This window comes from Rhodococcoides kyotonense (genome assembly GCF_900188125.1).
Taxonomy (GTDB): domain Bacteria; phylum Actinomycetota; class Actinomycetes; order Mycobacteriales; family Mycobacteriaceae; genus Rhodococcoides; species Rhodococcoides kyotonense.
The window spans coordinates 14261-27185 of sequence record NZ_FZOW01000002.1; the positions used below are offsets into that span (position 1 = coordinate 14261).

Annotated in this window: 12 protein-coding genes; 9 read left to right on the top strand and 3 right to left on the bottom strand. The window is 62.8% G+C overall.

The window, feature by feature from the left end; translation table 11 throughout:
- Positions 1–34 precede the first annotated feature (34 nt).
- A complete protein-coding gene (locus CHB96_RS02915; protein WP_245865180.1) occupies positions 35–1456 on the bottom strand; it encodes an AAA-type ATPase lid domain-containing protein in 1422 nt (473 codons plus the stop codon).
- Between the two features lie 210 nt (positions 1457–1666).
- On the opposite strand from CHB96_RS02915, the gene CHB96_RS02920 reads away from it, so the two are divergent.
- The 5 genes from CHB96_RS02920 (at position 1667) to CHB96_RS02940 (ending at position 6160) form a co-directional block, all read left to right on the top strand.
- Entirely contained in the window at positions 1667–2719 is a 1053-nt protein-coding gene (locus tag CHB96_RS02920; protein ID WP_089243113.1) for an amidohydrolase family protein, read from the top strand.
- A 1-nt stretch (position 2720) separates the two neighbouring features.
- Positions 2721–3431 (top strand): iron-sulfur cluster assembly protein, encoded by a 711-nt coding sequence (locus tag CHB96_RS02925; RefSeq protein ID WP_089243114.1) that lies wholly within the window; start codon positions 2721–2723, stop codon positions 3429–3431.
- Positions 3432–3450: 19 nt separating this feature from the next.
- The gene (locus tag CHB96_RS02930; RefSeq protein WP_089243805.1) at positions 3451–4476 is read left to right on the top strand and encodes an NAD(P)-dependent alcohol dehydrogenase; all 1026 of its coding nucleotides are present in this window, start codon (positions 3451–3453) and stop codon (positions 4474–4476) included.
- A gap of 10 nt (positions 4477–4486) precedes the next feature.
- A complete protein-coding gene (locus CHB96_RS02935) occupies positions 4487–4807 on the top strand; it encodes a putative quinol monooxygenase (RefSeq protein WP_089243115.1) in 321 nt (106 codons plus the stop codon).
- A gap of 162 nt (positions 4808–4969) precedes the next feature.
- Complete coding sequence (locus CHB96_RS02940) at positions 4970–6160, top strand: DDE-type integrase/transposase/recombinase (protein ID WP_245865181.1); 1191 nt, start codon at positions 4970–4972, stop codon at positions 6158–6160.
- 78 nt (positions 6161–6238) lie between these two features.
- Here CHB96_RS02940 and CHB96_RS02945 read toward each other — a convergent pair whose 3' ends face one another.
- The gene (locus tag CHB96_RS02945) at positions 6239–6733 is read right to left on the bottom strand and encodes a flavin reductase family protein (protein ID WP_089243117.1); all 495 of its coding nucleotides are present in this window, start codon (positions 6731–6733) and stop codon (positions 6239–6241) included.
- 233 nt (positions 6734–6966) lie between these two features.
- On the opposite strand from CHB96_RS02945, the gene CHB96_RS02950 reads away from it, so the two are divergent.
- The gene (locus CHB96_RS02950) at positions 6967–8154 is read left to right on the top strand and encodes an acyl-CoA dehydrogenase family protein (protein WP_089243118.1); all 1188 of its coding nucleotides are present in this window, start codon (positions 6967–6969) and stop codon (positions 8152–8154) included.
- 18 nt (positions 8155–8172) lie between these two features.
- Positions 8173–9009, top strand: coding sequence for a mycofactocin-coupled SDR family oxidoreductase (locus CHB96_RS02955; protein ID WP_089243119.1), 837 nt, complete (start codon positions 8173–8175; stop codon positions 9007–9009).
- A 3-nt stretch (positions 9010–9012) separates the two neighbouring features.
- Here CHB96_RS02955 and CHB96_RS02960 read toward each other — a convergent pair whose 3' ends face one another.
- Complete coding sequence (locus CHB96_RS02960) at positions 9013–11748, bottom strand: LuxR C-terminal-related transcriptional regulator (protein ID WP_245865183.1); 2736 nt, start codon at positions 11746–11748, stop codon at positions 9013–9015.
- Between the two features lie 142 nt (positions 11749–11890).
- On the opposite strand from CHB96_RS02960, the gene CHB96_RS02965 reads away from it, so the two are divergent.
- Together CHB96_RS02965 and CHB96_RS02970 are read left to right on the top strand one after the other, a co-directional pair.
- A complete protein-coding gene (locus CHB96_RS02965; RefSeq protein ID WP_089243120.1) occupies positions 11891–12286 on the top strand; it encodes a nuclear transport factor 2-like protein in 396 nt (131 codons plus the stop codon).
- A 1-nt stretch (position 12287) separates the two neighbouring features.
- Positions 12288–12887, top strand: coding sequence for a 3,4-dihydroxy-2-butanone-4-phosphate synthase (locus tag CHB96_RS02970; protein WP_089243121.1), 600 nt, complete (start codon positions 12288–12290; stop codon positions 12885–12887).
- The last annotated feature ends 38 nt before the right edge of the window (positions 12888–12925 follow it).

The window sequence follows — 12925 nt, forward strand, 5'->3', positions numbered from 1 at the left end:
AGGCGAGCGGATAACCCCCGCCGCTGGATTTGAATCATTCGCCCCGCGTGACGTCGATCTTGTAGTAGCCGATCTTCCGGTACAGCGTCGCCCGGCTCATTCCGAGTTGTGTCGCTGCTTGCTGCATCGTGAGACGCCCTGACGACAGGACACGGACGATCTCGCCGTGTTCGAAGGCCTCGATCGAGGACAGTCTTCGCGCAGGCCCGGCGAGGATCTCGGTCGGAAGGACGTGAGTGTCGACGACGTCGGACCGGTTGACGGCACGCGTGATCACTCGGGCCAACTCGGCTGCATCGTGAGGCCAGTCGTAGTTGCGGAGAGCCTGCTCGGCGGCGCGGGAGAACTGCACCTCACGTCCACGGAAGGTCGACGCCATATGCCGTGCCAGCGGCAGGACGTCGTCGGGCCGGTCTCGCAGCGGCGGCACCGACGCAACGGCTGTCACCATGTTCGCCAGGACGCTCGGCACGTCGTGATAGGTCTCGGCGCTCATCGCCACGGGCATCGCGGTGCCTCCTGCTCCGAACAGGAGATCTCGAAGCTGCCCGGCGGCGTACGCAGGGAGTGTGTCGACATCGCGGAGAACTACCACCGTGTCCGATCTGCCTACCTCGAACGACCACAGATCGAGCCACGCCTGAATGTCGGCCAGATCGGGAGCTGCGGCCGACAAGATCCGATGGCGCGGGAATGCGCGTCGGGCAGCTTGGGCCAGCAGAGTAGCGCGACCGGTGCTCGGCGGCCCGACTGCCGCGACGACCGAGCCGGCCGCCAACGCGGTCGCTGCGATCGTCAGCGCCTCCGACCAGGCTTGGCCGAGTTCCAGGCCGCCGACCGACGACGGGTGTTCGATCCGAAACAGGTTACGACGCGACGGCGGGCGGGCGTGCCGCTGCGACCCTCGCGTCAACATGGAACTCGAGATGGTGCTCGCAGCCGATCTGGCCAAAGTCAGAAGCAGGTTGCTCGACGTGTCCGACCACGTCGTCAGATTGACCGCGCCTTCGAGCTTGCCGGTCACGGGGTCGACGACGGGTGCCGCCGCGCAGGTGAAACCCGTCAGGCTGTGTGAGTAGTGCTGGTCGGCACGCACGAGCGTCGGAGTGATGTCGGCAAGCGCGAGACCGAGGCCGTTGGTGCCGACCTCCCGCTCGGAATATCCGAATCCGGGCGCGAGATGCACGACGTCGAGCGCCCGCAGCAGACTGTGATCACCGCTCACGCGACTGAGCACGACACCCTCGGAGTCGGTGAGCATCATGCCGACGGGCTCGGACTCCATCGTGCGGTGAAGGTCGGCGAGTACCTCGTTGCCGCACTCGTGAAACAACGATTCGGGCGGCTCGGTGCCGGCGAACACCGGCTCGACGGCGTCTGCTGACACCCCGTAGCGCTCGCTGCGAATCCACGACGCGCGAAGCCGCTTCGGGACGAGGTCGGCGTCCCTGCTCACGATCTGGCCGGATGAGGCGCGTCTATCCGGTCGGTGGTCTGACAAGCGAGTTCCTCGTGCGTCGACAGCAATCCTGTGACTCAGGTTACATCGCGTTCGCGAATTCTCCGCGTCTCAGATTGAGACGGCAGAAACCTGCCCGACGACCTTTCCGCGACCTACCGTCTAGTCACGAACTGTGGCGCCGGTCACTTCTGGAAGGGGTTCGACATGTACGAAAAGGGTGACGACAGCTTCTTCATCGTCGACGCGCACGTGGCTCTCTGGGACGCCCGTCCCGAGAACCTGCGCAACATCCATGGGAAGCAGTTCATCGACTGCTTCTACGACTACCACCGCAATCTGTCACCGGAATCGGAGCTGTGGACGTACGAGGAGTACCTCTACCAGGGCGGCGAGCGGTTGATCAAGGATCTGTTCATCGACGGCTACGTCGACCACGCGATCTTTCAGCCGGCGCACCTGGGCGAGTTCTACGTGAACGGATTCGGTCAGACCGAGGAAGCGTGGGCGTTGACGCAGGCGCACCCCGGTTTGCTGACCTACAACCACAACTTCGACCCGCGCAACGGTGAGCGCGGACTCGATCAGCTGCGCGCCGACGCGGAGAGATTTGGACTCAAGGGCGTCAAGCTCTACACCGCCGAGTGGCACGGCGATTCCCGCGGGTACAAGCTGGACGACGACTGGACGCGGCGCTATCTCGAGGTATGCCGCGAACTGGGAATCAGGAACATCCACGTTCACAAGGGGCCGACCATCCGGCCGTTGGACCGCGATGCCTTCGACGTCGCCGACGTCGACCACATCGCAACCGACTTCACCGATCTGAATTTCGTCGTCGAACACTGCGGGCTTCCGAGGCTGGAGGACTTCTGCTGGATCGCGACGCAGGAGCCGAACGTCCACGCAGGTCTGGCCGTCGCGATGCCGTTCATCCACACACGCCCGAAGTACTTCGCGCAGATCATGGGTGAACTTCTGTACTGGCTCGGCGAGGATCGGATCCAGTTCTCGTCGGACTACGCGTTGTGGACGCCGCGGTGGTTGATCGAATCGTTCGTCGACTTCCAGATTCCCGAGGAGCTGAGCGAATACGCACCGATCACGCTCGATCAGAAGAAGAAGGTGCTCGGGCTCAACGCCGCGAAGATGTACGACATCGAGGTACCCGCCGATCTGCAACTCGCCGATGCGGACGAGCCCGCCGTCGGGCCACGCGGTGCGGATCGGGCGGCCGGTGACAACCTGGTCGGTGCTTGAGATGTCGGATTCACGTGAAACAGAGGCATTTCGAGCGTTGGATGCCGTCGTCGATCCCGAATTGGACGAGCCGATAACCGATCTCGACTTCGTGCATTCGCTGATCGTGTCGTCGGCCTCCGATGTTCTGGTCCAACTGCGGTTGCCGACGTCGTTCTGCGCACCCAACTTCGCCTATCTGATGGCGTCCGATGCCAAGGATGTTCTGACGGCGCTGCCGTGGACACGCAGTGTCACAGTCGAATTGATCGACCACCACGACTCGAAGATCATCAATGCAGGACTTGCCGCCGATGCCGGATACCGTGGAACGTTCGCACACGAGGCGGAGGAGAATCTGGACGAACTTCGAATCACGTTCCAACGCAAAGCCCATGTGGCAGCGATGGAGAGGAGTTTGACCGGGCTGCTTCGGCAGGATCCGTCACGAGAGATGGCCGAGATGGGCACGGTGGTATTGGGCGAGCTGCCCGACGACGCGTGTACTCGCGCACTGATGAAGCGCCGCAGCATCATCGGACTGCCTGTGTCGCCCGACAGCCTTGTCATGGTCGACCACGACGGCAACGACTACGCCGAGATCGACGTCCCGCTTGCACTGCGCCGCGCGCGTTCGACGCGCATCTCGATCGACGGCAACGCGCACTTCTGCCGCGGGCTTCTGCGCACCCGCTACGACGACCCTGACCGTACGACGGTCGACGCCCTCTAGGAGGCAACCTATGAGCACGATGCGAGCAGTACAGGTCGTGGGCTATCACGACAAACTGCAGATGGCCGAGCTACCGATCCCCACGCCGACAGGGCCTTTCGACGTCGTCGTCAAGATCGGGGGTGCAGGGGTATGTCGAACCGATCTGCACATTCTCGAAGGCCAGTGGGCCGAGAAGTCGAACGTCCAGTTGCCGTACACGATCGGGCACGAGAACGCCGGATGGGTGCACGCCGTCGGATCCGCGGTGACGAACGTGAAGGAGGGGGACAAGGTCATCGTGCACCCGCTCATCACGTGTGGCCTGTGTCGCGCATGCCGATCCGGTGACGACGTGCACTGCGAGGTCAACCAGTTCCCCGGAATCGACACCAACGGTGGCTACGCCGAGTACCTGAAGACGTCCGCGCGGAGCGTCGTCAAGATCTCGGACTCGCTCGAACCGGCCGACGTCGCAGCGCTCGCCGACGCAGGCCTGACGGCCTACCACGCGGCGGCCAAGGCGTCGCGGCATCTGACTCCGAGGGACCGAGTCGTCGTGATCGGGGCAGGTGGATTGGGCCACATCGGAATTCAGGTGTTGAAGTCGTTGACATCGGCGGAGATCGTCGTCGTCGATCGCAATGCTGCTGCCGTCGAACTCGCGAAGTCGATCGGCGCTGACCATGGAATCGTCGCGGACGGAACGCATATCGACCAGGTTTTGGAGCTGACCGGCGGCAACGGTGGCGAGGCCGTCATCGATTTCGTCGGTGAGGGCGGTGCGACGAAAGAAGGCGTCGCGATGTTGCGTCAGGCGGGCAACTACTACGTCGTCGGGTACGGGGAGAACATCGACGTGCCGACGATCGACATCGTCTCGTCCGAGATCAACATCATCGGTAATCTGGTGGGGTCCTACAACGACTTGTGCGACCTGATGGCGTTGGCCGCCCGAGGATCGGTGGTGCTGCACACCGTGAAGTATGCGCTCGACGACTTCCAAAGTGCCATCGACGATCTCGACGCAGGCGCCATTCGTGGCCGCGCAATCCTGACCCCCTGAGGAGTACGCCATGATCTTCATCGTCGTCAAGTTCGAGACGAAGCCCGACTGGACCGAACGGTGGCCGGAGCACGTCGCCGAATTCACCGCAGCGACTCGGGCCGAAGAGGGAAACCTGTGGTTCGACTGGTCACGCAGCCTCGAAGAGCCGAACGTCTACGTCCTTGTCGAAGCCTTCCGCGACGGCGACGCGGGTGGTGCCCACGTGAACAGCGAACACTTCAAGAAGGCAATGGACGAACTGCCCAAGGGCCTCGCCTCCACGCCCCAGATCATCAGTCAGTCCATCGACGCGACGGGGTGGAGTGAGATGGGTGAGATGAAGATCTAAACCCCCTCGTGAGTGTTTATGTATAGCCCTCTATATGTCCAGTCCACAGACATATGAGAGTCGTATGTCCACCGACATCTGAGACACGCGTGCTGGCTTCGTAGGCGTGGGGCACCTGAACCGGCTATGGAATATTTTATGGCCAGAAAAGGTGCAGCCCTCATGCAACTTCTCGATGCAGTCCTCATCGCGGTCGTGGTGGAGCAAGTGGATCCGGCGTCGGTCTTCGGCGCCGGAGGTGCAAAAGGGTGGTGCGAACGCAACGAGGTCTCCACCGCCACCTTCTACCGACACAAACAACGCATCGAACTCGACGGCCGGTGGGAACCGAAATCCCGCCGGCCGCACTCGAGCCCACGTCGAACCCCTGTAGAGGTCGAGGAAGCCATCGTGGAATGGCGCGGAAAACTGCAGGGCGACAACGGCGCCGAGAACATCCACTACCAACTCCAAGCAGTCGCGCAGCGAGAGGGCTGGTCCGCCAAAGGCTGGCACGTCCCGCCTCGCTCGACGATCAACAAAGTCCTGCGCCGCCACGGACTACTGGAATCGAATCCGAAGAAACGACCCAAATCGTCCTACAAGCGATTCCAGTACGCCCGACCCCGAGACTGCTATCAGATCGATGCCACAGAAGTGATCCTCGCGGGCGGCGCGAAGGCAACGGTCTTCGAAGTTCTCGACGACTGCACCCGCACCCTGGTCGCCACACTCGTCGCCGATGCAGAGACAGCCAAGGCCGCTGTCGCCGCGATCAACAAGGCATTCGACGACTACGGGATACCTGCAATGGTGTTGTCCGACAACGGAACCGCCTTCACAGCCAAACGCACCAAAGGGGCGCAATCACAATTCACCCGCTTCGTCACCGAGTCCGGTGCGCGGCTGATCCACTCGAGTCCGTACCACCCGCAGACCAACGGCAAAGTCGAGCGACACCACCGCACCTTCAAACAATGGCTCGACCGACAACCACACCGCCCCGCCACCCAGGCCGCCTTGCAGAGGGCCTGCGATCGTTACCAGCAGTTCCACAACACCGAACGTCGCCATAGTGCAGTGAACATGCCTCCAGCGCAGGCATGGGCCAACGCGGCGATGCTCGGAGGACCCGAACATCTACCGCGTCAGCTCGACGCCACCATCGGACACCACAGCGTCTCGAACTCCGGTGTCATCAGTGTCGGCCACTCCACGGTCTCGGTCGGTAGAGCACACGCCGGCATGAAGGTCACCGTTCTGCGCAACGGCGACCACGTCACCGTCTTCCGGCTCACCGGCGATGTTCTCGGACACCTACACCTCGACCGCGACAAGCGATACCAAGGACAACTCCACGCCCCCGCCGCCTAGAATCGACTCTCACATCTATGTAGACATCGTGTCTCACATCTATGTAGACAGCACATATAGCCCTCTATACATAAACACTCACGAGCGTGTCAGTGCATGAAACCCGGACCGGTAGAAGACCAGCGGGGACCCGTCGCTCCCTGCCGTGTCGAGCTCGTCCACCTGCCCGACCACGAGGTCGTGATCGCCGAAGCGCTGAACCGACGAGATGGTGCAGTCGATCCACGCGTGCACCCCGTCGAGCAACGGTGCGCCGCCCGGTGACCGACTCCACTCGACGCCGTCGAACTTGTCTCCGCCCGAGCGCGAGAAGGCCTTGCATACGGTCTGTTGGTCGTGCGACAGGATATTCGCGCAGAAGCGGCCGGTGGCCAGGATCTTCGGAAACGTCGTCGAGGTGTGCGCCACGAAGAACGCCACCAGGGGTGGTGCCAAGGACACGGACGAGAACGAGCCGACGGCCATGCCGACGGGTGCACCGGCGTCGTCGATGCTCGTGACCACGACGACACCCGTCGAGAATTCGCCGAGCACAGTTCTGAAATGGGCTGGATCGATGGCGGTGTCGGTCATGAGAATGCGTCCTTTGCTTCATCGGGAACAGACGTGAACGTAAGGCCCCGGGCATGTACTTCGACAGTCCTCGAAAGTGGGCAGTCCCAGTCTGGGCGGTGTGATCGTTCGAAGAACAGGCCTTCAGCCTCGACCGCGTAGTTGATCACGTAGTTTTCCGCGTCCGCAGGACAGGTGCTACAGCGCATTGTGATGTGAGTCATAACGAGCTGCACACCAGGAAGCGGGAAGCAATGACCGACACCATCGAGGCCCCGATCGCCTCCACTCTGTCCACCGACTACGTCGAACGCGCGCGGACCGTCGCACAGGTCGTCGAACGCGAAGCGGACAGCATCGAAGCCGGCGCGACCATCACGACCGCAGTCTACGAAGCACTCGTCGAGCAGGAATTGTTCTGGCTCCTTGTACCGTCCGAATTCGGTGGTGGCGGAAAGGGAATCGTCGAATCCCTGAAGGTCATCGAAGAGATCTCCCGCGCCGACGGTTCCACCGGCTGGGCCCTGATGGCCAACGCGTTCAGCACGGGTGTCGCAGTCGGATTCATGAACGACACCGGCGCCCGCGAGATGTTCGACGGCCCGTCCCGCGGCATCACGGCCGGCATGATCATGCCTACCGGCAAGGGAATTCGCGTCGACGGCGGCTACCGCGTCACCGGCCGGTTCCAATTCGGTAGCGGTTCCGCCCACGCGTCGTGGATCGGTGCAGGATTCGTCGTCCACGACGACGCAGGCAACCCCGTGCTCGACGCGAACGGCGGTCCGGATTGCCGCATCGCCTTCGTTCCCCGTACCGACGTCGAGTTCCTCGGCAACTGGAACGTGATGGGCATGGTCGGCACCGGAAGCTACGACTACCTCGTCGAGGACGTCTTCGTACCCGACACGTTCACGATGGAGACGTTCTCCACGGTGCCGGTACGACCCGAACCCGTCTACAAGCTGGGTCTGCTCGGTATCGGAGTGGGCGGTCACGCTCCCGTCGCGCTCGGAATCGCCACGCGCGCACTCGAAGAAGTCGTGAAGATCGGATCGAAGAAGCAGCGCCCGGGGTACGACGGTCCCGTCGGCGAATCTCAGTTGTTCCTGCGTGATTTCGCGAAGAAGGAAGCGTTGCTGCAGGCCGCCCGCGCGTACGTCTACCAAGCCCACGGTGACGCAGAGGAGACCGCTCGACGGGGCGAGGAGATCACCGACGAGCAGCGCGCCCGCCTGCGTCAGGTGACCACCTGGGTGCAGGAAGTCGCCGGGGAGATCGTCGAATTCGCTCACCGCTGGGCAGGCAGCCAAGCGATTCGAAACCCCAGTGCGCTCGGCCGATGCAGTCGAGACATCGCGGTCGCTACACAGCACATGCTCGTCGATCAGATCAGTCTGGTCGACGCGGCCAAAGCCATCGTTCCGTCGTACGACAAGTAATCAGGGAAAGGTTCGAATATGGGACAGCTCGAAGGCAAAGTAGCCCTCGTCACCGGAGCCGCACGCGGACAGGGCCGTTCGCATGCAGTCCGTCTCGCCGAGGAAGGCGCCGACGTCATTGCCGTCGATCTCTGCAGCAAGCCGGAGACGACGAAGTACAAGGGATCGACCCGTGAAGATCTCGATCAGACGGTCCGTGAGATCGAGAAGTTCGACCGGCGGGCACACGCCGTCGTCGCGGATGTGCGCAATCTCGGAGAGCTGGAAGCCGCAGTGTCCGAGGGAATTGCGGAACTGGGGCGGCTCGATACCGTCGTCGCGAATGCGGGTATCTTTTCGTCCGCTCCGCTGCACGAATTGAGCGAGGACCAGTGGGACGAGATGATCGACATCAATCTCTCGGGTGTCTGGAAGACGATGCGCGCCACCGTGCCGCACCTGATTCAGCAGGGTGAGGGTGGATCGATCATTCTGATCTCCTCGACCGGTGGAATCCAGGGCTTCCCGAACTTCGCGCACTACGTCGCCGCGAAGCACGGCGTCACAGGACTGGCTCGCACCGCATCGAACGAGTTGGGCCAGTACAGTATTCGCTGCAATTCGATCCATCCGACGTCGGTGCTGACGGACATGATCGACAACGAACCGATGTACAAGCTCTTCCGTCCTGATCTCGAACATCCCACCCAGGACGACTTCCGTGAGGCCTGCCAGGGTGCGATGAACACACTGCCGGTCCCGTGGGTGGACGCCGTCGACATCAGCAACGGTGTCGTCTGGCTGGCGTCGGATGCGGCCCGCTACGTCACGGGTATCGCGCTCCCGATCGACGCTGGGGCACTCAGCAAGGTCTAGCGTTCATCGACTTGGGCCGGCGGTCTGGAAATATGCAGCGACTTCCTGCCGCCGGCTCATGCCGAGCTTCTGGAGAACGTGCTCGACGTGGCCTTCGATGGTGCGCGGTGACAGAACCAGTTTTGCGGCGATGTCCTTGTTGGACAAACCGTCTGCGAGCATCTCTGCGACTTCCTGCTCGCGCGGCGACAGCGACACCGTGGTCGTGGACTCGGTCGTCGTCGATGCGGGGGAGTCCTCGCCGAGCGCGTATCGGGTGAGCTCGCCGACGGACATGGCCGAACCCGACGCGCGACAGGCTTCGAACACGCGTGTGCCCAGTGCGATGCGGGCGCGCTCGGTGAAGACTTCCCGTTTGTCGATCCAGTGCCCCGATCCGTAGAGCTGCTCACCGAACGAACCCCACATCGCCGACGCGGCCCCGAGCAGGACCGCAGCGCGGTCGGGTGAGCCGGATTCGGCCTCTGCCCACGCGAGCAGATCGGTCATCAGGGTTGTGCCGACGACGTCGTCGAACGCTTGGTGAAGATCGAGCGCCTTCACGGCGAACGACGCTGCTGTGCTGTAGTTTTCGGCTACCAGTTCCACCAATCCGAGGCCGTACACGGCGTACGAGCGAAGCCAGATCTCTCCGTTGTTCTCGGCGAGCAGTCGTACCGAATCGAACGCGTCATGGGCGCCGCCTAGATTACCGGTGAAGCTGTACACCATCCCGAGGTGAATCTTCATGGTGCACAACAGATCGACACGATCGGGTATGTGCTGATAGAGGGTCTGTGACTCGGTGAGGTATCCGATCGCGGTGTCGAAGCGGCCGTCGAAGAACTCGTTCAAGCCCAGAACGTGGGTGGAGAAGGCCTGCACCAGTGGGTCGTCGGACTGTGAGCCCAGTGCGCGGCGCAGCACCGCATCGGCGGCATCGCGATCGCCCTGCAGCGTCATGACCAATCCTGCTGTTGCCGAGGCTCGGTCCCGGACGTCGGCGAATTCCGGTTCCGCGAGAACACGATCGAGCCACAGACGGTGTTCGGTGACCGAGATTCCACACGCCCACAGGAACCAGACATCCGCGATGAGATCCGCACCGCGTCGTGCTTGCTCGGAATCGGGGGACCGCAGTGCTCGTTCGAGAGCGAATCGGATGTCGGCGCGGTTGTCGCGGATACGCGAGCTGGTGACCCGTTGATCCGGTCCGAACCAGTTGTCGGCTGCGCATCGCAGAACATCTGCGCACCAGGTGAAATGGCGATTCAGCAGGGTATGGGTCTCGGCGGCGGACAATTGCGCGACGCCGTACTCGCGCAGAGTCTCGAGCATTCGGAACCGCACCTGGCCGTTCTCTTCCACACGCTGGAGGATCGATTTCGCGACCAGTGCGAACACGCCGTCCAAGATGCCGTGATTCGAGATGCCGCTGCCTGCGCACACTGCCTCGGCCATGTCGAGGTCGAATCCCCCGACGAACACCGACGTCCGTGCCCACAACAGTTGCTGTTCCCTCGTGCATAGTTCGTAGCTCCAGTCCATGGTGGCCTGGAGGCTGCGGTGACGCGTCGGACCGGTTCTGTTGCCTTCGGTGAGCAGATCGAGACGGTGGTCCAACCGGGCGGCCAACTGGTCTATCGACAGAACGCTCAAACGCGTGCATGCCAGTTCGATCGCGAGCGGCATTCCGTCCAGGCGCGCGCAGACGCGTTCCACCGCATCGCGATTGGTAGGGGTGACGGTGAAGGTGGGAAGTATGGCGGCGGCTCTGGACGCGAACAGCTCCACCGCGCCCGGCGCCGAGCTGCGCTTGGAATCGGTGTGAGTGGGCATCGGATGCAGCGCCAGTCGATGTTCCTCGGGAATGCCGAGAACCTCTCTGCTGGTCGCGATGATGTGCAGCTGCGTCGTCCCGCGGAGAAGCACCGAGATGAGTCGGGCACTGGCGTCGAGCAGATGTTCGCAGTTGTCCAGCACGAGCAACATGCGTCGGTTTCCCAGATAGTCCACCAGAGTGTGCTCGGTGGTCGTGCTCTGCAGACCGCGAGAAGACAATCCCAGCGCATCGGCCACTGCCTGGGGGAGTAGCTCGGGCATGTGAAGTGATCCGAGTTCGACGACGCGGACCCCGTCGGCGAATGCTCGTCGAAACCGGTTGGCGGCCTGAACTGCCAAGCGCGTCTTGCCCATTCCGCCGGGACCGTTGAGTGTGATCAGCCGCTCGGTGCCGATCAGAAGCTGTAGTGTGCGCAGTTCGGAGTCGCGACCGACGAATTCGGTCGCGTAATTCGGCAGTGATGCACCAGGTTCCGACTCCACCGGTGCGTCGGCAAGTTCGGTGAGTTGCCGTCTGGCTGTCTCGACGCGTCGGGTCAATGTGGTTCGTGACCCCTCCCATCCGACACGGCGACCGATTTCTCCGACGCCCAGGTCCGGTGCGCCGGCGAGCGTGTCCCGAATCGAGGCGTCGATGCCGTCGTCGGCGGCGCGGCGAATGCTACGTCGGTCGTCGGGTGCGGCCTCGAGTGACAGAGCGCGCCGGACGGTGTTCCGGGACATCGACAACCGCTGCGCGATTCCTTTGATGGGAACGCCCGCCGATCGAAGAGCATGGATTTCACGCCATTCGTCGGCGTTCATGGTGCCTCCCTGTTTCGCGTCACTACGGCCGATTGCCTGCGTGAAGTTGAGACGTACGTCACTGTGGCCTACCTGGTCGACGGTTGTCAACGTCGAGGGGTCAAGTTCGGTCATCTTTCCGGTTCTTCGCGTTCGAGAGTGGTGCTGATCTGCAGTTTCGTGCACCCGTGGTGAACCACGTAGTAGACCGGTTCTGTACGGGCGTGGTGGACGTCAGAGTGATACGGACCACAGCAACGTACGAGAAGGAGTTTCCATGAGCCAGCAGAATGCAGAAGCGTTGAAGGCAGCGTTCGCGGCAGCCGACGCAGGCGACCCCGGACCGCTCGTCGCGCTCTACTCGGACGATCTGACGTGGGCAGGTTTCACGTTGGAGGGCGATCTGCGGTTGTACACCAAGGGTGAGTTCCTCGAGGCGTTCGGCGTTCTCGCCAAGCTCGACGCATCGGCCAACGAGGTCGTCAGCGTCGAGGTCGTCGGTGACGAACTGGTGACCGCGAACATTCGCGCCTACCGCAAGCTCGGCGACGACGAACTGGACATCACGATGGTGATGACGCACCGGTTCGTCGACGGCAAGGTCGTGCGTGGGACGGACATGGTGCCGTCGAGCTTCGAGGCGTTCTGGTCCAAGATCGGAATCACGGTGTGACATGAGCGTCGCGACACAGCTTTTCAGGCCGACTCGATTCGACTCCGCGCGTCGACGTGCGCATGTGGCGCTGTCCCAGGGTGCACCGATCGTCGTGGTCGACGACCTGCGGGGCACAGGATGCGACCTCGTGGTGGATGCACGGACCGTCGACGTGTCCTCCATGGCCCATCTGATTCGTTTCGGATCGGGATTCGTCTGCGTCACCGTCGACGAGGAGACCTGCGAACGTCTGGATCTCCCGCCTGTCGAGTGGTCGCAGCGAAGTTCGTTCTACATCGGCAACCCCCGTGTGTCGGTGGACGTGTCGCACGGGACGACGACCGGTATTTCGGGATTCGATCGTGCTGCCACGGCCCGGGCACTCGCGAGGCCCGCAGCGACTGCGGGAGAATTCACGCGGCCTGGCCATCTCGTGCCTGTCCTGGCCGACGGCCGCCGGCCGACGCGTCCGGACCTCATCGCCGAATTGGTCGGTGGGCCTGCGGTATTCACCGCGATGGAGCCGTCGGACATCGCACTGGCGCACGACGCCACCGTCGTGCGCCAGGGGGACCGGGTCGTCCCGGTGATTCGGATGTCGGATTTCGCCTATTTCTGAGTAGGCGCCTTCGGCGCATGTGCACGAAAATACGTAGC